Genomic DNA, 19,144 nt, shown 5'->3' on the forward strand with positions numbered 1-19,144 from the left:
AATCCTTTGTTTGCAATCATATAGTGGGTTGCATAGGACTCTCTCATCCTACACGCCGGATCTCTCTGATGCAGTGATGTTCGCGGTTTTGTGACCTGAAGGGGGAGGGGCTGCGCGAACTAATGTTTGGGTCCAAAACTGCAGATAGGGCGCACAACCGCTCGCGTACGGGGTGCGCGAGGAGCGCTGAAAACCGCACAGAAATCAAGCGGTTGATCGGCGAGCCCTCCTGCGTGTGGCTCTCGATCATCTCGCAGCAGGGGAGAGTACAATGGTGCTGATCGGGAATAGCGTATGGCGCCTCCGTCCCAGACACCTTGGGCATCAAGATGGCCGGTGCGCGGTCGGTCGCGATAGCTCCTCCCCTTCAGGTCTAAAAGTGATTGACCAATGGCGCGTATGAAGGTGCCGACTTCCCAATGTTCGGGAAGTGCGAAGAAACATCGCATACTGCTCGTTCGCGGACGATGCTGAATGCCCAAAAGGCGCGGGCCTAGGAGCTTTCCGCGGCCCCCCTACCTCATGCTCCCTGTGCTCAGGGCGGCGTCTAAGATTCCGGTTGGACGTCGCCGGTGGTGTCGTGGAGGTGGGCAGCTTGGTTAAGGTCAATCAAGGTCGAGGAACGGGTCTACGTGAATACCCGCACATCCTGCGGGTTATGCCACGCCTGCCGCTGCGGGCGCCTCATCAATTGCGATGCCTGCACGTTCCTCGCTCTTTCGGTTTCACTCCTTGGTTGCCGAACCGGATGCATCGTTTATATCGATAGCGGCAAACGCCATATCGCGGGGGCCGGGCCCGAGCCGATCTCCGGGACATTGAGGAGACGCGGGATTGTCAACCGTCGGACGCGAAGAACAACTGCTTGCCAGTAGATTGGCCGACATTCTCGATTCAGCCGCTAAAGCCGAGCGCAACTACATTGGAATCGTTGAAACAAGCACGGCTGAACAGCTCGACGATCTCGACAACGACGAACTCCATGAAGCCGAAGAACGACTGACACATCTCATCGACACCGCATTTCACGAATGCCAGATGCTGGCCGAGCGATTGCGGATGCCCGACACTGCAAGGAGTATACAGAAGAAACGAGAAGCCTTTGACGGTACTACAAAGCTCATCTCGCTTAGGTACAGTACCGCCGCGGGGGAGCAGTATTGCCCGGCGCTGGCCGAGGTGTGGAATCTGTATGAGCCTCTAGGTGCTCTCGCGCTCAGTGGTGCCGTAACAGGACTGAGCGTCCTTCGTACGCTGTTGGGCAACACGGCAAAGGTGATTGAGAGAGCCGCCGAAAAACCGGATCGCGAAGCCGCGGTGAGAAACGCAATACTTGAAATCCTCAAGCTCGCGTTCAGCGACGCACGCAAGGAAACTACTATTGCGAAGAGCTTTAAAACCTACCAGCCCGACATAGGAATTCCGTCACTACTTGCCGCAGTCGAGTACAAGTATCTGAGATCGAGAGAAGACATGAAGTCTTACATCGATGAGGTCTGCGCGGACGTCCTCGGATACGGCGGGCACCTCGACTGGAGGAACTTCTATGCGGTCTTTTACCAGAAAGGACCGTTCTACACGCAGGACGAAGTCGAAGCCATTTTTCGCGAAATGCAGATACCTAGCAACTGGATTCCGATCGTCTTGAATGGACCAGGGAGTTGAGCTCACTGCAATCGGCAATGAACGAACCGCTCTCGTCTAGTCTCGCCTGACCTTCTTAATCTGCTGTACCATTTCTCGCTACGGGGCGCGCAGCCTGCGCGACAGTGTTGCATCGAGCAGCGTGGCTGGCGTGTAAGATTTATGGCGGTCATGGCAGCCGCGCTGCGAGCACGCAAGACAAGGCGCGCGTTCGGTGGTCCCGATCTGGGCTGAAGATTTGCTGAACGTGCTATTGGAGACAGTCTAATGTTGGAAGACAAGAAGTTCAACGTTGAACTTGCGTTGAGCCTTTACGCTGACAGCTATTCGCTTTTTCCCGCTCGCACTATCTATGACAAGGAGGCACTCAAGCCCCTCATGCCGGTGATTGAGCGGTGCCACATCTATCTTATCGGCAAAGTGCCGAAGATGACTCTTGAAGACGCCCGGCTATCAGAACAGACCCTGTTCATCTCGACGAAGGTGCTTGGCAAGACCTACGAGGTCAGTTGGCCCCTTCCCGAAGACATGAAGCTCAAGGAAGAGAATGGAGCTTGGTGTCTCTTCGATGACCGGGGACCGCGTGGGTGGGTGTCCGATGATGATATATTCCAGAACATGTCGCGTACCCACGACTGCCTTCATTTTGACATTCAATACATCGGTCAAGCATATGGTGAGGACGGCTCCCGTAGTGCTCTGGACCGGCTCCTCAAGCACGAGACGCTGCAGAGGATCGCGGTCAGCGGTGTGCCAGAGGGTTACCGTCTCGAACTTCTCCTGCTCGAAGTCGTGCCGGGGACACGTGTGATCACCGTGTTCGATCCGAAGGCCCAGGACAAAGCGCAGGGTGCGGTACGGATAAAGGCCGGACTAGACAAGCTGTTTGGTACTGATGAGAAGGAGCGGGTGAGCCTCTTCGAGGCGGCGCTCATTCGCTACTTCAGGCCGCCCTTCAATACGAAATTCAAGGACAGCTTTCCTTCGACGAATATGAAAGTGCTCAAGGACTGCTACGACAAGGGCTTCTCAGCTGTTATAGCTGAGGTCGGCTTTGACGGTAAACTCGCTTACAAGCTGTTTTCCGCGGATGTCGCGGCCTCGGATCACCATATGGCCCGCTTCAACCTGACCAAGGAAGAGGATCGGGCGATCTTCTTCTCAACGGCTGGCAAATCTGAAAGCAATTTGCTTAGGCTAGCGAATGCGATGTCAAATCTGACGGTCGTCGAATCCGCCAATCTTTCGGAACTGCTGAACCAGAGGTGGAAGATTTCTTCCCCCGATGGAGGGAGACGTTCCTAGACTTTAAGCGTACGGACCTCTAAGGACACCACAAGGGCCTTCGAAGTCTAGAGAACGCTTTGGAATGCGAACAGTGCCAACTTCGGATTGGCATCTCTCAAACATTCGAGACGACAACCGCCGTGAGCGCCTTTTGCACCACACTTGCCAAAAGAACTAATTAATGGTGCAACTGACAAGAGCGGGAATGCATGCTCTTCAAGCCCTCAGTTAGAAGAGAATGTCGGACAACTCGGGAGCTAAGGTTGACCGTTGCTACACCATAGCAATTTGTCCGAGGCGCAGAGTTGCCTCAAAGAGGTCGCCCTTGATCTCAACCTAACGCCACCGCTCTCGCGGATAGAGGCGGACTCCTCGGCCCTTGGTCCGCTTCGGCGAGGATATCCAATCTTCCACACTCTGCAGGCCAATCGATTGAGATCACACAAACTTTCGTATGAGCGTCTGAAGGGCGGGCGGAATTTCTACGGCGGCTTCTACAAGTGACCTCTTCTAACTCAGTTCACGCGCTCAGTGCTCGTTGGCTGGCCGCCAGAAGCTGATTGGTTTCGCGATGAAAGCGTCGTCAGCCGCGATTCCTAAAGACCAGTTTCAAGTGCTCAAGACTTTATTGCACCGCGGATCGCGAACCGCGCGTGAGAGAGTGATCAAGATCCTAGATGCTTCCTCTTCTAGCCGCAATGCGCGATCCACCATTCCGCGGCTGAGATGATGCTTCGGATTCGCAACGCCAAAGTGCGGGACCAGCAATCAAAAAGTGATTGTGGCCATCAGAGGACAATGATCTGAAATCGCAAGCAGGGGATCGGGCCTATTCTGATTGGCGGGACGTGTTCCTCCGAAACGACCGATCGATACCTTAGATGCAGCCCCTTTCGCAGAGATCTGCGTGCTGATCATGATTTGATCTAGGCCAATGGGATTGCGGCAACCAAGGCTATCCGCGCGAGTTAGCGGCTTCAAGGCATTTTGGTTGAGGAACTCGCTCTTTGACCGAGAACAGATTTCCTGTGCAGCTTGGTTCACGGGACAATCAGGCTCTAACAGCACTAGAGAGCTGTCCGCAGGTGAATGGTCGTTTACCTCACCATATAAACTGCGGACCCTCGTCTGTTCAGTTAATGGTGTTTTTGGGTCGCTGCCGTCCGTTCGGACAGCCGACTGAACGATCTTGTTCTTCTCGTGTGATAGATTGCGATTGAAATCCCCCATGACCACAACTGGAACGCCTGACGATTTGGCCTCGATCCAGGCTTCTAGGGGACGCACCTGCTGTTGGAGAATTTTACATGCTTCAGAGTTGCCATCGAGCTTGCCGCGATCTTCAAGAGGACTAACACAGGACGACTTGAGATGTACCGTTATGATCCTGAGCGGCTTCCCGTCGATGTGTAGCATCAATGACAAGCCGGGCCGCACTTGATCGCTCTGCTCCAACTGCGGAAGTGACATGGTGCCTTCAATCGCACAATTGGAAGCAGAGCCGAGCGTCCGCTTCCAGGCGATCGCCATGCGTTGCACTTTGAAGCTTTGAAAAGAGCAGATTTCGAAATCGGCGCCACCGTTGGGAAGGACGTCCCGAACGGCGTCTTCGCCGCTTACCTCCTGGAAAGCAAGCACATCGATGTTCAGACTTGCCGAGATAAAATTTTTGATCTGCTCCGCTCGCTTTCTATAGGCGGTCTCCGTAACTGGGATCGTCTGAAAGTTCGACTTGTAGACATCGCACGGCGGCTTCGCCGCAATATCCCATTTGATCTTCGCGTCACGTCCCCACGTCAACTCCCATCCAGTCTTCGTTGCCCCCGTAGTGGACGGCTCCCACAGGCCGCTTGTTGCATTCAGAGCGAAGAGCTGCCCGCAGTCCTTAATCCAATCTTTGGCTTCGGTCTGATTCATGTGCCAGCCGAGATTCCAAGTGGCGATTGTTAGGTCGCGCGCGCTGGCTACACTGTTTATCAATGTGGCAATCGCAATAGCGAGCATTATGCGCATCCGGGCTCTCCGAGTACTTGATCAATGGAAGGTCGGCTTTCAGCTTGTCAAAACGGGAATTGCTAAGGTAGAATGCAAGGCGATATACTATTTTCCAGAGAATTTAGAACGAACGGTTGAATGTTGGCAATTCATATAATGAGTCGATCCATTGATTGGCGGCCTTCTAGGTTTGAGCGCCGGTTTACAGGATCGGAAGGGCGGGGGAGATTTCTGAATGAACCACGCTGCTGCCGAAAGGCCGATCTCAGCTGGCGAATTTCGCAGACTGGCTCTTGAAGAAGCAAAAAGGCGTATCAAGCAGGCGCACGACATCGAAGAAAGTAGAGCGGCGGGCGGCTTCGTGAAGCGCGTGCCGCCCCCTCTAATCAAGCTGATGACGCTCGAGGAGCTTGCGGATGAGGTGCATATGCTCAGTCTTGAGTCTGGTACCAAGTTTCCGCAGATTCGCGAGCAGGTGGAGAGAACTGCGGCACTAGCCTTCGCGATCCTTGATCAGGATAAGACGCCTGAACTGGTTACGAATTATCGCGAGATTCTAAAGCTTTACGGAGTGTCGGACGATAGTGCGGAGCCGGACGCATTCTCGCTCCGGAGTATGGGTGAAACAATTTTTATCTGTGCCGGTCATGTGCCCGAGCAATCTGACGGCGTACCAGAGGAGGCGCTGCAATCGGATATTGCCGACCAGACCTTCGTGGCGAGCGTCTCTAACATGATTGCGCTCAACCGTCGCAAAGGAAGATCGCTGACCCAGGACGAGCATTCTGCAGTCCTCGCCGCGTACCGTTTGCTCGATCGTGGCGTCCAGATCCCATCCGCGTTCCGGCCGATCGGAGTCTATGGCTTTCGCACTCATCAGACAAACTTGTCCGTCGCCAACCCGGGCGATGGGCATGTAAACGTGACCTGCGCTTCCACTCAACTCTTGGATGGCACCGTCGTGCATATCGAGCACATCGATCGCGACGGAGAGAGGGATCGCGAAAAGCTCGAGCCCTATCGTCTTCCTGCTACGGTGAATGCCGCGCGGGTCCGACTGCATGCCGGCATGGCGGTCCCTTGCACGGCCTACATCGGACGGCCCGTGTTCGAGAGCGGCGACGTCAAGCGCGACCTGCTCAAGAGCGTCCATATGACAGCGAGCGCCTGCAGCGCGATGTTTGCTAATGGTATCGCGGACTGCAAGATCGGTATCGAGCGGATGACCGCGACGCAGGCGATTGACTTCATGCGAGCTGTCGCTGGCAACGCCGTGCGGGACCCTACGAAGCAGTATCTGTCCGCCGCGTTCAACATCAATCTCGGACTCATCGATGATCGCGATGGAACGCCGATTGAGGTGACCGACAAGGGGGCTGTCGCGCGTCTCGCGATAGAGCTTGCTGAAGCGGGTCGCTTCGAAAAGGTCACTTGGGACGGATCATCGAACTTGGAGCCGAGCGTGCCGATTATTGACCAGCTCCCATTTGCAACGTTTGTGGAACTGATTCACTTCGCCCATGAACGCGGCCTTGAGACTTATGTCTCCGCGGGACTGCAGCCGCCTCACATGCAAACTTGCACATTTATCGGCGTGGACGGCGTCGGCATCGGTACAAGTCTGCATGATTATAACCCTGATTCGGGCCTCCGCGGTCAGCTCAAGGCGGAGCGGATTCGCGAGGTTCTGAACGTTCGCGACGCGGCTGCAGTCACACCGTTTGGCCGCGGTGCCGCCCTGCTGGCACAGCTCGATCGCATGTATTTCGAGGGCACCTTGCCGTCGCGACTCAACAACAAACGAATCCGACTGTTCGAGCTTATGCGCGACCGACAAGAAGAGGGGGTTCTTGCTCTTGTAGAAGAGATCGGCAAATTGCCGGTTGCTCCTGTCGCGACAGGCCACCCGGTGCTCGATCAGGCTAGGCGGGTTGTGGCTACGTCTGGCGACGCCCCAGTCGGAGCCGCGCGCGCGGACGATTGGAAAGAATTCGTCGTTAGAGTCAGGGGACTTCTGGACAAGAATGACATCACCCAACTCTACGAGATCATGCCATGAGCGTGCCTCCGGGAGTTCGCGGTTACTATGAAGGTACCGACCCGGCGGGGAGAACTTATCAAATTCCGCGGCACGCGGATCCCAAAATGGATGGGACCAGGCTGGCGGCAAGGCACCCCTGTATCTTCGATGTCACCGGGCCGGACGATAGCATCTCGAGCGCGGACTTCGATGCGCGCATTGAGAAGCAGGTCCCCCAAGAGGTATTGGGTCGAATCGAGAGGACGATAGAGGCTGGAAAGTTCCTGGCCGCGAGAGGTTTGGCCGACGCGCCTCCGATCGACCAGAGGGAGTGGCGTCGTGGCATGATCCTATCATGGTCCCACGCGCGTGACCTGGTCGTGGTGCATGACGCGCTTGGCCAGCCGCGCAACGTAGCAAATCACGATATGGATGAGCTTGTTCTCGCCAAGCACTTGCAGGAGAAGCTCGCAAGCACGCCGAACGCCCACCAATGGTATCGCGACTATATCGGATCGCTCGACGAGGGTAGTTGGGTAAATGTCGGCTTCTTTAATCCGAACATTTCGGCATCAATGTATAAATGGGGCGATGCCAAGGACGGCGTGCAGAACGCGATGGATGCTCATCGATTTTCCGCGCATCACCAGGGTAGCCCCGAGCACCCCATCGACTGGGTGGAGCGTGCGGTGAACTTTGTGGTGCATCACATTCCGCGCGAGCATCGCGGCATTCGCCATGAGCCGCGCGGAGACTGGTCCTACCTTGAGGAGCGCCTGGCGGAGGATCCAGCCATCAAGAACGCTTCGATCGGAAAGGTCATCGCGCGCGATGCCGCCAGTATGTTCCAGCTCCTTGAACGCGAGGGAAAGGTCATCCCCTGGCAGTTGCTAAGAGTATCACCAGACGAGATTACGCCAGGTATGGTCGAGCATGCTCGCCTCGTAGTTCTCGCGGCTCATAGAATATCTTTGCTGGGGGTTAATCTAGGGCCCGAGGCCACGAACGACGAGAACGAGGCTTTGAACCCACAACGGGTCGCGCGCGCTGAAGCGCTTCTGAAGAGACTGCCAGCGGAGATCGCGGCGGCGCGAGCTGCAGGTCAGGACGACCTCGCGGCGACTTACCATGAATGGTTCACGGAAAATGGCTGACCTTGAGGCCGAGAAGGCGCTCGCCGCGCTGCGTGCGGTCGACGAAGTTGAGAGCGGTATGTTGGTGGGGCTGGGCACTGGTAGCACTGCGGTCTATGCGATACGCGAACTCGGACGGCGGGTGGCCAGAGGTCTAACGATCACCGCTGTTGCAACGTCGAACGCCTCGGATGCTCTGGCCCGCCAGGTCGGCATGAATGTCCTTTCGTTTGAAGATGTAGCAGAAGTGGATGTGACGATTGACGGCGCCGACGAAATCACGCCTGGCCTGACGGCGATCAAGGGTGGCGGTGGTGCTCTGTTGCGCGAGAAGGTCGTGGCAGCAGCATCGCGGCGTGTGATCATCATTGTCGATTCCAGCAAGCCGGTCGCCACGCTAGGGAAATTTAAGCTGCCGCTCGAGGTTATTCCCTTCGCAATCTCCTGGGTCAAGAGCGCCGTTGCCTGCCTGGGGGTCACTCCAGAGGTACGTGTTCGCAACGGTGTCCCCTTTCGGACCGACCAGGCAAATTTTATCCTTGACCTACCTTTCGAAAGCATCGCGGACCCGCAGCGCCTCGCGCTTGCTCTCGACGCCATCCCAGGCGTTGTCGAGCACGGACTCTTTCTTAATGAGATCGACGCGGCTGTGATCGCTCGCGGCAGCGAAGTGGAAGTCATAAATCGACAAACGTAGGAGAGACGTCGTGGCGAGAGAGCAGCTTCCCTTTCAGCCCATCCGAACGGACCTATACACCTCAGGCGAAATCTCTCAGGGCTTCGTTCTGGGTGATCCTGAAAGCATGCTCGAAATGGCGGATTTCAAGACATTTCAGTACTTCGTGAAACATGGCCGTGCGACGCCGGAGGATCCACACGCTGGCATGATGGAGGCACTCCACGACAACTCCATCTTGCAAGCAATGGGTGCGTTTCTGAAAGGCCGCAAGCGCGTTGCGGCAATCATGGGTGGCCATCGCGAGGACCGCTGCTCTTCGGCTTATCGAAGTGTGGTCGAACTCTCAAAGACGTTGAGCGAGAATGGATTTCTATTGGCTAGCGGGGGCGGGCCGGGAGCCATGGAAGCGACCCATCTCGGCGCGCTGATGGCGGGCCGAGAACAAAAAGACGTGGATGATGCGATAGCGCTCCTCGCAAAAGAGCCGAAGCTGCCGCACGATGCCGGCGACGTGATCAGGAAGGACGGCACAGTCAATAGGGACGGGGACATAGTTGAGCGGCTGCACAAATGGTCCGCTCCGGCGCACCAACTGATGCGCGAGTTAAGACGAACCGGAGGAACCCTCGGCGAGAGTTTGGCGGTGCCAACATGGCATTATGGCCACGAGCCGGTCACGCCGTTGGCCAGCCACATCGCCAAATACTTCCTCAACAGTATCCGCGAAGACGTGCTTCTCTATCTCGCGACTCAGGGCATCATTTATGCGCCCGGGCGCGCCGGGACGCTTCAAGAGGTGTTCCAAGACGCGGCACAAAATTACTACGCATCATCGTCTGGCGGCGTGTTTAGTCCGATGGTGTTTTTTGATGCCGACAGGTTCTGGTCGGAAAGGCTGCCGGTTAAGGTTGTTCTCGACAGCCTGTTCAATCTTGCTGGCGGGGCGCTGAAAGCCGAGTACGAAGCAAAGGTGCGGACCTATGCCAACATCAAAGACATCGTTGACTTCCTAAATAGCAACGCGCCGTCTGCCGCCGCGCAGACGCTTCGAGCTGAAGCCTTGGGTATCCAGGTCGTCCTCCGACAGACTTAGAAGATTCGATTAGGAGGTATTCAGCATCTAGGTGGGTTGAAGGCGATATCACCGCAAGCTTCACACCTGCGCTAGAATTTTGCGCAATGTCAGGGATTGAACCGTCGAAAAAAGACGGCTCGTGCACTCGAAATTTCACGAACAGTTTCTTGAGGCGGCGATGAATGATGGAAGTGATGGCTCCCACCTAGCGAGACACTTAGTATCCGAAATGATTGGCGGTCACGGGACCGCTGTAAAATCACCCAAACCGCCAAATGAGAGATTCCGAAATCGCGTCCGCCTACTTGCTGCGGCCGCTATGGTGCTAGCAGCAGCATATGCCCTAGCAACTCACACTACTGGCGATGCTGTATTCTCTTTCATTGGCGCCATCTTGCTGTTTCTATCCCTAGTTCCTGACGAAGCTACATCTATTCCAAAACGAATTGCGGGCGTCGTGATTGGTACGTCTCTGTTGGATGCATATTACTCGACGGTTTGCGCAACCCGCGGTCTGTTTCAAAAGGGCGATGGCTTCGTTCGCGGGGTCATAATGTTTCTTGCAGTGGGCGGCATGGCATTTGTTTGCAAGTACGGCATTCAAAATTTTAACATGTTACCAGAACTGCTAGATGTTGCGCTCAAGCGAATGGGTCCAGCGATCGCAATCGCTTCGGTGGTTGTCTATCCAGCAAGCCTAATAAGCAAGCGCATATTTGCGCTCTCAATGCATACTCGCGATCCAATAATTCGAAAATACGAATTTCGATTCTACGTGGCTGTTATCCTCTTCTCGGTCACTATCTTGGCACTCGGCGCGGGCTTGCCGATCGAAGGCAAGCTGCCCCTTCGGTTGGGCCAAACCCTTATTGAGCTACCGCATTGGTCAGAAGGCAACGCCTGGCTTCTTTTGTACGTTGCCGGAATTTGGCTCATTTGGACTATAGGGACTGGTGCGTGCATTTTATCGCGCTTTTGCGAATGGAACTGGCGCGACCGAATCAATTCCTATCTCGGCGCACCTGCTCCTTAGGAACGTGTTGTGGGCTAATCGCACTCTACGGTCTTTGTGTGCAAGCACGACACCGGGGTGTGAACCGTAGCAAGGAGCAGGGTCCGTCTCAAAAAAGCGTGGCAAATCAACGCGGTTGACAAGACACCCCTTCCGCCAGAAATCGCCATAAGTTCCCCTCGTGGGCTGGCACGCTCCTTGCCAATTGGACGTGCCCGACCATGGAGGCGTGCACCGATGGCACAGCGAGTTCGTATCTTAAAGCAATCCAAGTCCGGTTTGACACATATTGCCCGCGAGCTGGTGAGATTGCTGGACGCGATCGAGGAGCTCGAGGAGCTGAGAGAAAGGGTCCGGCTCGCCGAAGCCGCTCGCGTGTTGCACTAGCCTGCGCTGGAAAGACTGGGGCGCCTCGGCGCGTCACTCCCAAGGTCTGGATTGGCGGCGCCCCGGTGCCGCTCGGGTCATTTGGCCGAGACCCATTCCTAACACCGCAGCCCGACGGATCTGTTCAATCTTCCTCGCTCAAGTCCGGCCCGCGATGTTGGAGAGACGGATTGCGGCGGTGCCGTAGACCCATGTTGCGTTTGGATCTCCAGTCTTCAAGAGGAGGATCGGGACTGGTTGAAATGCAGTGGAAGGAAGCGTTGCGTGCTAGAGCCACGGACACGCGAAACTGCGCAGGAACGCTACTGACTTAGAGAGATTAGCCCGCACCAGGCTTCACAGCGGGCAAGGCATGTTCTTCTTTTTCTCGAACCGGCTGGGATGTCTCGGCTCGCTGCTGATCTCCGGCCTGGTCACGGTGGCGCTGCTCTTCCTGTTTGGACTCATTCGGTTCTGATCATCAGCGCCTGGGATCCGACCGTCATCCTCTTGCGTGCTCCCTCAGGAACTTGGCCTCGGCTCGCCTGTTGTTCGCAGTCTCGAGCACACGGAGAGCAGTCTTGGAAAGCACCATCATTGGAGAATTCGACACGCGCCGCGGAGCCGAGCTTGCGGTTGAGCATGTCGTGCAGGAATGCGGCGTGCCGCGAGGCGACGTCTTCGTCCAGCCCGCCGGCGCCGCGAACACCGTGGGAACACGCGCGGCAGGTCCTGACGTCAAGACAGCGCCCACACCGGAGGGACGGCAGAAGCTGGAAGGCCTGATCGAGGTTTCCGTCGATTTTCACGGCGATGCCCCTGAGAAAATTGTCGATGTGTTGAGGAGCGCCGGCGCGAAGTTTGTCCGCACCAAATGACGACTTGTGCGACGGGCCCAGAGGGCCGGACATTCGGCATTCGCATCGAACCGCAGCCGTTGACCGCGTGGAACCCCTTGAGCCTCCAGCGCGTTTAGACGCAAACGCGAATTGCGAGGTCCACCTGCTTCAGAGCGCATCGACACTCACTCCCGGCGACACCGTCTGGCGACGGTGCAGGGCGCGGCGCGTGGCGGTACTGAATGATGCCGCTGCCTATTTCGCCGCCCTGCGGGAGGCACTGCTGGAGGCGCAGGATCTCGTCTACATCGTCGGATGGGACATCCATAGCAGGACGCGTCTGGTCGGAGATTCCGGACGTGCCGATGATGGCCTGCCTGAGGAGCTTGGTCCGTTCCTGCGCGCCCTAGTGCAGCGCCGGCCCGCCTTGCGCATCAACATTCTCGTCTGGGACTTCGTCTCGTTTTACGCTTCCGAGAGGGAGTGGAATTCCGCGGCGAAATTCACTGCCGATACCGATGGCCGTGTCCGGTTTCATCTGGACGCCACGCTTCCGTTCGGTTCGGCGCAACACCAGAAGATCGTCTGTGTCGACGGATCACTGGCGTTCGTCGGCGGCCTCGATCTGACGATCCGGCGCTGGGACACGAGTGACCACCGCGCCGACAATGCCATGCGCTGCGACCCTCAGCGCAAGCCATATCCACCGTTTCACGACGTTCAGTGCCTGGTCGACGGGGATGCTGCGGAGCAGCTGTTCGCCCTCGCGGAGCAACGCTGGCGTGCGGCAGGCCAACAGTCCGATGAACGGCGCGCACCGAGGAACGGTCGCTGGCCGGCGAACGTGCCTGTCGAGGCCGAGCACTTGCCGGTCGGAATCGCCCGGACCGAGGTGGTCTGTCCCGCAGGATCGACCATCAAGGAGGTCGAACGCTCCTTCATTGCGGCGATCCGGTCGGCAACGAGCTTCGTGTACATCGAAAATCAATTCACCAGCGCGACCAGGATGGCGCACGAACTCGCGGAGCAGATGTGTCGCGTGCCGTCGCTTCGGGTTCTGGTCGTCGCTCCGAAACTGCATTCCTCGTGGCTTGAGTCCCAGGCCATGCAGAACGGCCGTGGCGCCTTCATCGACTGCTTCAGCGCGGCTGGCGTGGCCGATCGCATCCGCTTCGTCTATCCGATCTCCCGCAGCGGCAATAAGGAAGCCGCGGTGATGGTGCACAGCAAGCTCATGATCGTCGATGACAGGATCTTGCGGATCGGCTCGGCCAATCTGAACAATCGTTCCATGGGGGCCGACAGCGAATGCGACCTCATCTTTGAAGCTGAATCCGAGCAGCATCGGGATTTCATCGCCTCGGTCCGCCGTCGGCTCATCGCTCATTTCTGCGGTCTCGACGAGCAGGCCGTCACGCAAAACGAGCATCGGCTGTTCGCCCTGCTGGACCAGGTGTCGAAAAAGGGTGGGGCGAAGACGCTGCGAAAAGTGGAGTCCTCGGTTCTGACCAGCACGCTGGCCACCCTGGTTCAGCCGGTGGCGGACCCTGAGCTGCCTCTTCATCTCGAGCGGGCGGCATCGCGCATGTGGAGCACGAAGACGATCATCGGGATCGCCTCGATCGCGCTGGCACTTCTTGGACTGACGCTGGCCTGGTCGTACACGTCCCTCAGCGATTACGCCGATACGGGCCGGATCTCGTCGTTCCTGTCTGCCTATTCGCAGTCCGTTTGGGGACCGCCATTCGCAATTGCGGCCTTTGTCGTCGGCGGGCTGGTCATCTTTCCGGTTCTCGTGCTCATTGCTGCGACCGCCGCCGCCCTGGGGCCCTGGCTGGGCTTCGTCACCGCAATGGCGGGCGTCTTGCTCAGCGCGCTCCTCCTTTTTGCGATCGGACGGTTCCTGGGCCGAGAGCGCCTTCAGCGCTTGTTGGGACGCCGTGCCGCGCGCATCCAGGAGCGCGTTGTCGGCAAGGGAATCCTGGCCGTCGTCGTCATCCGGATGATTCCGATCGCACCATTCTCGCTGGTGAACGTCGCGGCTGGCGCGAGCACGCTGCCGCTCCGTGATTTCCTGGTTGGAACGCTGCTGGGCATGATGCCCGGCATTCTCGCCATGGCCGTTCTGGGAGCGCAGATCGCCGATCTGGCCAGGAATGCGTCCTGGAGCAGCGTATTGCTGCTCACGCTGGCATTTCTGGGCTGGCTCGGCGTCTGTGCGGGCGCTCAATTCCTCGCGACGTGGCTCGCCGGGAGGCGCTGATGGCGCCGATGCGCTTCATGACGTGGAACGTGCACGGCACGTTCAATCTCAATCCGACGTTCGATCTGGAAGGTGTTTGCTCCATCATTCGCAAATGGTCGCCGGATGTCGTCGCGCTCCAGGAGGTGGATTCCCGATCGCGGTCGGACGATCCGTTCGCGAAGCTGGCGCGCGTCGTCGGCGATCATCGCGTTCATGCCAAGTCGATCGTCACGGAGGACGGTGACTACGGCCAGATGCTCATGAGCCGCTTTCCGTTCTCCAGCGTGCCCGAGATCGTAGACGTGTCGTATCGAGAGCGGGAGCCGCGCAGGGCGATCGCGACGGGATTGCTGACGCCTTTCGGCGACGTCCGCGTGGTCGCCACTCATCTCGGCCTCAGCATCCACGAGCGTTATGCGCAGGCTCAGGCCGTGGTGAGCCTGGTGAAGCCGGAAAGGACCGTCGTCCTCGGCGATTTCAACGATTGGTTTTGGGTGAAATCGGTGCGGCGCGTGCTCGCGCAGGCCTGCCCGAACCGGACGCGGTTGCGGACTTTCCCATCGCGCTTGCCCCTCATGCGGCTCGACCGGATCTACGCAACGCGTGACAGCCGGATCGAGAAAGTCTGGACCGATCATGCGGCGCGCGCCTATTCCGACCATTTGCCCGTGATCGCGGACATCGCGATCTGACGGTTCCGGCGACGGAGCGCGGATCTCTGGCCCTCATTGAGAAAAGCGTTGTGGTAGAGAAACTTAGCTACTGTGCATGGGGTTGTTTTCGGACAACTTATGCCCCCGGCCGACGGTCTCGAACGGGACCATGCGGAACTTTTTCCTCACGGCCACGTTCATTTGGCATGACTGAAGACCTTTCCTTCCGACGCAAACCCCTGACTCCCGAACAGCGCCACGCTCGCGATGCGGCTCGGCGGATCGAGGCGGAGAAGGCCATGCGCGATCACGAAGCGGCGCAGAAGGCGTTCTATGCCAACAAGGAACGGCTGAAGGCCGAGCGGCTGGCGCGCGAAGCGGCGGCGGCGAAGGGCTGAGCGAACGCGCTTAGCCGCGCAATTACCAAAAAATCGTATCTGCTGGCGGCCTGCATTTGATTGTCGGCCGCCAATGCCGCTTCCCATCGGCAGGCTTGACGGCGCTTCGCTTCCGGGAGGAAGCTTCTGATGATCCAAAACTGACCTGAACCATGGAGACGTTCGCTCCCAGCAAGTCCGATCCTCATCAGCGACGCAGAATGGAGCTGACCATGACCACGTTCGACAAGCGCGAGCGGGGCTTTGAAGCCAAATTCGCCCACGACGAGGAATTGATGTTCAAGGCCACGGCGCGGTCCAACAAGCTGCTCGGGCTGTGGGCCGCAGGCCAGCTCGGGCTCAGTGGCGATGCCGCTGCAGGCTACGCGGCTGCGCTGGTGACGGACCATCTGGAGAGCCGGACGATGGACCACGTGGTCGGCAAGGTGGCGGGCGATCTCGCAGGCAAGGGGATCGCGCGCGAGCAGGTCGCGCAGAGGCTTCAGGACTGTCTGCACCAGGCGCTGGCGCAGCTCGAAGCGGACCGGCAATGACACCCGCTGCCGCGTTCATTCGGCGTGCTTGCCGCCTTCCACGGGCTGTGCCGTTTCGTGCTACCGTGCCGGCCGCCGGAGACGGCGGCGAGCGGGAGGTGGGGGCATGTCACGGGGCAGCTTTGGCAAATGGTCCGGCGCAATCGCATGCGCCGGCGCCATGCTGGTCGCTGCAGGTGGCGCCGAGGTCTCGGCGACACCGCTGACGCCGTTTCGCTACGAGGCGCAGGCCCAGCGTCATTGCCCGCGCGACAAGGTGGTTTGGCTCGACTTCGGCAAGGGCGTTTATTACCGCAAGGGTCAGAAGCGCTATGGCCAGGGCTTCGACGGCAGCTTCGTCTGCCAGAACGAAGCCCGTGGCAGCTTCTACCGACGCTCGCTGTTGGGCCTGCGCTGAGCGGCGGGTTTCGGCGGCCGGCGGACGTGCCGGCTATTTCGCTGACGGCAGCCTGACCGGCACATGCGGGGAGGTGCTGATGACCCGGGGACTTCCATCCGGATAGGTGCGGTTGCCGCGGATCAGGGATTCCAAGACCAGGAAGAACTTCTCGGCAAGCATTTGCGTCACCCTCGTTGGTGATGGCCTCTTGCAATTGGTCGAGGCGCCGAACGCAATAATTCAATCAACTGAATGGGAGCGGGGACGGCCGCGCCTGCTGCGCCGCAATGGAGAGAACCCCGTGTTGGACAGGAGGACGTGCGGTTCAGGCAAACGCCAGCGCGACGAGGCTCGAGCAGAGCAGCACCAAGCCGCCGGCGGTCAAGGCCAGGAAGCCATCGGATACGAGGTCATGATTACGCATGGGACACCTGCCGCTCTCGTGTTCGATGCGCGAGTGGATCGACCGTCCGAACGCGCCGCTTTGAAAGAGGTGATGCTTGCCGCCCGCGCGAGTGCCTTCAGGCCCTCGTGCGGTAACCCTCGAACGCATGGGCCAGGAAGATCCCCGCGCTTACCAGACCCATCAGTGCCGAAACCGTCTCGATCATCGTTAAATTCCAAATCCTGCCCTCGCATCCGAGAGAACGCGGGCGGCCTTGCACAGTCAAAAGAATTTCGGTGAGCGCCGCGACAATGGGGGTGGAGTGAGGATTTGGCGCAACAGACTGTCCGGCACTGGCACAGTGCGGGGGCCATCGCCCCGTAGAACAACGGAAAAATGCGAACGTCTCGTTTACCATCCCGGCGTGATCGCCGTGGGCTCCCCATTTCCGCCGCGTTCGGGTTGCGTTATCGTTACCGCTTCCGAGACGGTGGTGGGCCGCCTCGGATGAGATGACCGGACAGCGCTCCCGTAGCCAAAGCGGGTTGGGTACGCCTCCGGCAAAGTGGTATTTGGGGCGCATGGGGATCCATCGGTCAGATTCGGTTTTGCGAGCCGCGCGCGGTGTTGCGGCGGTCGCGACCTGCCTTGCGCTCGCCAACTGCGCTTCCTCGAACAAGTTTGCCAGCCGCGTCGACCCGAAATACGGCGTGTCCTCGAGCCCGCGGGTGGTGGCCTTCGGCGATCCGGTCCCGAAGGGTGGCGGCACCTACCGCGTCGGCAAGCCCTATGTCGTGGCGGGCCGGACTTACGTGCCGGAGGAGGACGCCAACTACCGAGCTGAGGGCATGGCCTCCTGGTACGGCGACAGTTTCCACGGCCGCCTGACCGCCAATGGCGAAGTGTTCGACATGACCTCGCTGACCGCGGCGCATCCGACCCTGCCGATGCCGTCTTATGCGCGGGTGACCAACGTCTCGAACGGCAAGTCGCTGATCGTCCGCGTCAATGACCGCGGGCCCTATCACGGCAACCGCCTCATCGATGTCTCGAACAAGGCCGCCGAACTCCTTGAATTCAAAGGGAACGGCGTTGCCAAGGTCCGGGTCGAATATGTCGGCCGCGCGCCGCTCGAAGGCTCCGACGACCGTCAGCTTCTGGCGACCCTGCGGACCGGCGTTCCGGCGCCGTCGCCCTCGATGGTCCGGGTCGCCTCGGCCAAGCCGTTTGTGCCGGAGCTGCCGTCCTCGGCCCGCGGTGCCATTCGCGGCGAGGTCCCGATGCCGGAGGGGCGGCCATACAATCTCGGCAGTACCTCGGCCGATATGGCTTCGCTCAATGCTACCTCGGAGATGTCGGCTTCGAGCCGCAGCCGGGGCCGGGCGCTCCAGAACGCCCGCGCGGTGTCCTATGGCGAGGACGGTCGCTACGCCGCCGACAGCGCGGCCGCATCGACCGATGGCGCCGCCGAGGCCCGCAGCATCCTGAGCGGCCGCGGCCTCTACTGAGCCGCGCTCTCCTTCAAGAACGTGACGAGCGCCGCATTCACCTCTTCGGGCCGCTCCTGCTGCACCCAATGGCCGGCGCCCTCGATGATCAGCTTCCGCTTCAGATTGGGCAGCACGCGCTCGAGCTCGTTGACCCGCTTGGCCCCGATCAGGCCGGTGATGACGGCGTCCTTCGAGCCTGCGATGAAGAGGGAAGGCTGGTGAATCTGCGCGTCCTGCCAGGGCGCGGTCAGCTCCCAATTGCGGTCGATGTTGCGATACCAGTTGAGCCCGCCGCGGAAGCCGGACTTGCGGAAGGCCTCGGTGAAATAGGCCAGGTCTGCCTCGCTGAGCCAGCCAGGCAGCGGCTCGTCGGCGCCCGCGTGGCCGAGAAAGCCCTTGCCCTCCTGCACGAACATGGCCGCGGTGGGATCGGCGAGGCCCCGCCCGCCGAGGACGATGCGCATGGTGCGTGCGACGTCACGCTCGAGCTCGGCCTCGGCGACGCCGGGCGTCTGGAAATACTGCCAGTAGAAGTTGGTGACGCCGCCCTGGCGCAGCAGGTCGAGCGGCTTGCCGCGGCCCCGGAACGGCGGCGGCACGCTCAGGCCCGCGACCGCCGTGAAGATGTCCGGCCGGAACAGCGCCGCGTGCCAGGCGACCGGTGCACCCCAATCATGGCCGACCACCATCGCCTTGGTCTCGCCGAGGGCCTGGACCAGGCCGACCACGTCGCCGACCGTGTCGAAGATCGAGTAGGCGTTCGCGTCGAGCGGCGCCGCGCTCTGGCCATAGCCGCGCATGTCGGGGGCGACGACGTGAAACCCGGCTTCGGCGAGCGGCAGGATCTGGCGGCGCCAGGAATAGGACAGCTCCGGCCAGCCATGGCACAGCACGACCAGCGGTCCCTGGCCGGCTTCGCGGACGAAAAGCTCGATCCCGTTGGCCTTGATCATGCGGGTTGAGGGCATTCGCTTTTCCGCCTTGTTTCAGGGGTTTGGTCGAAAAACATGA

The 19,144-nt window shown here is 59.3% G+C and carries 17 protein-coding genes; 14 read left to right on the forward strand and 3 right to left on the reverse strand.

Going from position 1 to position 19,144, the window contains the following annotated elements:
- The first annotated feature begins 834 nt into the window (after nucleotides 1-834).
- Together I6F24_RS26995 and I6F24_RS27000 are read left to right on the forward strand one after the other, a co-directional pair.
- Entirely contained in the window at nucleotides 835-1,665 is an 831-nt protein-coding gene (locus tag I6F24_RS26995) for a hypothetical protein (RefSeq protein ID WP_225149708.1), read from the forward strand.
- A gap of 246 nt (nucleotides 1,666-1,911) precedes the next feature.
- Nucleotides 1,912-2,949 (forward strand): hypothetical protein, encoded by a 1,038-nt coding sequence (locus tag I6F24_RS27000; protein WP_225149707.1) that lies wholly within the window; start codon nucleotides 1,912-1,914, stop codon nucleotides 2,947-2,949.
- 750 nt (nucleotides 2,950-3,699) lie between these two features.
- On the opposite strand, the gene I6F24_RS27005 is transcribed toward I6F24_RS27000, so the two are convergent.
- Complete coding sequence (locus I6F24_RS27005) at nucleotides 3,700-4,944, reverse strand: endonuclease/exonuclease/phosphatase family protein (protein WP_225149706.1); 1,245 nt, start codon at nucleotides 4,942-4,944, stop codon at nucleotides 3,700-3,702.
- A 217-nt stretch (nucleotides 4,945-5,161) separates the two neighbouring features.
- Here I6F24_RS27005 and I6F24_RS27010 point away from each other — a divergent pair, with 217 nt between their 5' ends.
- The 11 genes from I6F24_RS27010 to I6F24_RS27060 all read left to right on the forward strand — a co-directional run bounded on the left by I6F24_RS27010 (nucleotide 5,162) and on the right by I6F24_RS27060 (nucleotide 16,276).
- Nucleotides 5,162-6,985, forward strand: a complete 1,824-nt coding sequence (locus I6F24_RS27010) for a hypothetical protein (protein WP_225149705.1) — start codon at nucleotides 5,162-5,164, stop codon at nucleotides 6,983-6,985.
- Nucleotides 6,982-8,100 (forward strand): hypothetical protein, encoded by a 1,119-nt coding sequence (locus tag I6F24_RS27015; protein ID WP_225149704.1) that lies wholly within the window; start codon nucleotides 6,982-6,984, stop codon nucleotides 8,098-8,100. The genes I6F24_RS27010 and I6F24_RS27015 overlap by 4 nt, the downstream gene beginning before the upstream one ends.
- Nucleotides 8,093-8,776 carry a ribose-5-phosphate isomerase RpiA gene (gene rpiA / locus I6F24_RS27020; protein ID WP_225149703.1) on the forward strand — a complete coding sequence of 228 codons (684 nt, stop codon included), beginning with the start codon at nucleotides 8,093-8,095 and terminating at the stop codon, nucleotides 8,774-8,776. The genes I6F24_RS27015 and rpiA overlap by 8 nt, the downstream gene beginning before the upstream one ends.
- 10 nt (nucleotides 8,777-8,786) lie before the next feature.
- The gene (locus I6F24_RS27025; RefSeq protein ID WP_225149702.1) at nucleotides 8,787-9,851 is read left to right on the forward strand and encodes a hypothetical protein; all 1,065 of its coding nucleotides are present in this window, start codon (nucleotides 8,787-8,789) and stop codon (nucleotides 9,849-9,851) included.
- A gap of 121 nt (nucleotides 9,852-9,972) precedes the next feature.
- The gene (locus I6F24_RS27030) at nucleotides 9,973-10,866 is read left to right on the forward strand and encodes a hypothetical protein (RefSeq protein WP_225156523.1); all 894 of its coding nucleotides are present in this window, start codon (nucleotides 9,973-9,975) and stop codon (nucleotides 10,864-10,866) included.
- Between the two features lie 926 nt (nucleotides 10,867-11,792).
- Nucleotides 11,793-12,089 carry a hypothetical protein gene (locus I6F24_RS27035; protein ID WP_035999192.1) on the forward strand — a complete coding sequence of 99 codons (297 nt, stop codon included), beginning with the start codon at nucleotides 11,793-11,795 and terminating at the stop codon, nucleotides 12,087-12,089.
- Nucleotides 12,090-12,156: 67 nt separating this feature from the next.
- Nucleotides 12,157-14,313, forward strand: a complete 2,157-nt coding sequence (locus I6F24_RS27040; protein WP_225149700.1) for a VTT domain-containing protein — start codon at nucleotides 12,157-12,159, stop codon at nucleotides 14,311-14,313.
- Nucleotides 14,313-14,987 (forward strand): endonuclease/exonuclease/phosphatase family protein, encoded by a 675-nt coding sequence (locus I6F24_RS27045; protein WP_057029206.1) that lies wholly within the window; start codon nucleotides 14,313-14,315, stop codon nucleotides 14,985-14,987. The genes I6F24_RS27040 and I6F24_RS27045 overlap by 1 nt, the downstream gene beginning before the upstream one ends.
- 167 nt (nucleotides 14,988-15,154) lie before the next feature.
- Nucleotides 15,155-15,346: a hypothetical protein gene (locus I6F24_RS27050; RefSeq protein ID WP_035999201.1), complete on the forward strand. Its 192-nt coding sequence runs from the start codon at nucleotides 15,155-15,157 to the stop codon at nucleotides 15,344-15,346.
- Nucleotides 15,347-15,558: 212 nt separating this feature from the next.
- The gene (locus tag I6F24_RS27055; protein ID WP_225149699.1) at nucleotides 15,559-15,879 is read left to right on the forward strand and encodes a DUF1476 domain-containing protein; all 321 of its coding nucleotides are present in this window, start codon (nucleotides 15,559-15,561) and stop codon (nucleotides 15,877-15,879) included.
- Nucleotides 15,880-15,985: 106 nt separating this feature from the next.
- The gene (locus tag I6F24_RS27060) at nucleotides 15,986-16,276 is read left to right on the forward strand and encodes a hypothetical protein (protein ID WP_128261651.1); all 291 of its coding nucleotides are present in this window, start codon (nucleotides 15,986-15,988) and stop codon (nucleotides 16,274-16,276) included.
- A 33-nt stretch (nucleotides 16,277-16,309) separates the two neighbouring features.
- Here the strand turns inward: I6F24_RS27060 and I6F24_RS37655 are convergent, their stop codons facing one another.
- Nucleotides 16,310-16,438 carry a hypothetical protein gene (locus I6F24_RS37655; RefSeq protein ID WP_260347296.1) on the reverse strand — a complete coding sequence of 43 codons (129 nt, stop codon included), beginning with the start codon at nucleotides 16,436-16,438 and terminating at the stop codon, nucleotides 16,310-16,312.
- A 786-nt stretch (nucleotides 16,439-17,224) separates the two neighbouring features.
- Here I6F24_RS37655 and I6F24_RS27065 point away from each other — a divergent pair.
- Nucleotides 17,225-18,151, forward strand: coding sequence for a septal ring lytic transglycosylase RlpA family protein (locus tag I6F24_RS27065; protein WP_225149698.1), 927 nt, complete (start codon nucleotides 17,225-17,227; stop codon nucleotides 18,149-18,151).
- Here I6F24_RS27065 and I6F24_RS27070 read toward each other — a convergent pair.
- A complete protein-coding gene (locus tag I6F24_RS27070; RefSeq protein ID WP_225149697.1) occupies nucleotides 18,145-19,101 on the reverse strand; it encodes an alpha/beta hydrolase in 957 nt (318 codons plus the stop codon). The two genes, I6F24_RS27065 and I6F24_RS27070, sit on opposite strands and share 7 nt — an antisense overlap.
- Between the last annotated feature and the right edge of the window lie 43 nt (nucleotides 19,102-19,144).

The sequence above is a fragment of the Bradyrhizobium sp. BRP23 genome (assembly GCF_020194135.1).
GTDB lineage: Bacteria > Pseudomonadota > Alphaproteobacteria > Rhizobiales > Xanthobacteraceae > Bradyrhizobium > Bradyrhizobium yuanmingense.

Bases quoted from the DNA above. Each gene is read 5' to 3' on its own strand.
- I6F24_RS27050 (WP_035999201.1), top strand. From the start codon at position 15,155: ATGACTGAAGACCTTTCCTTCCGACGCAAACCCCTGACTCCCGAACAG.
- I6F24_RS27000 (WP_225149707.1), top strand. From the start codon at position 1,912: ATGTTGGAAGACAAGAAGTTCAACGTTGAACTTGCGTTGAGCCTTTAC.
- I6F24_RS27065 (WP_225149698.1), top strand. From the start codon at position 17,225: ATGGGGATCCATCGGTCAGATTCGGTTTTGCGAGCCGCGCGCGGTGTT.
- I6F24_RS27055 (WP_225149699.1), top strand. From the start codon at position 15,559: ATGACCACGTTCGACAAGCGCGAGCGGGGCTTTGAAGCCAAATTCGCC.
- rpiA (WP_225149703.1), top strand. From the start codon at position 8,093: ATGGCTGACCTTGAGGCCGAGAAGGCGCTCGCCGCGCTGCGTGCGGTC.
- I6F24_RS27070 (WP_225149697.1), bottom strand. From the start codon at position 19,101: ATGCCCTCAACCCGCATGATCAAGGCCAACGGGATCGAGCTTTTCGTC.
- I6F24_RS27045 (WP_057029206.1), top strand. From the start codon at position 14,313: ATGGCGCCGATGCGCTTCATGACGTGGAACGTGCACGGCACGTTCAAT.
- I6F24_RS27060 (WP_128261651.1), top strand. From the start codon at position 15,986: ATGTCACGGGGCAGCTTTGGCAAATGGTCCGGCGCAATCGCATGCGCC.
- I6F24_RS37655 (WP_260347296.1), bottom strand. From the start codon at position 16,438: ATGCTTGCCGAGAAGTTCTTCCTGGTCTTGGAATCCCTGATCCGCGGC.
- I6F24_RS27010 (WP_225149705.1), top strand. From the start codon at position 5,162: ATGAACCACGCTGCTGCCGAAAGGCCGATCTCAGCTGGCGAATTTCGC.
- I6F24_RS27015 (WP_225149704.1), top strand. From the start codon at position 6,982: ATGAGCGTGCCTCCGGGAGTTCGCGGTTACTATGAAGGTACCGACCCG.
- I6F24_RS27005 (WP_225149706.1), bottom strand. From the start codon at position 4,944: ATGCGCATAATGCTCGCTATTGCGATTGCCACATTGATAAACAGTGTA.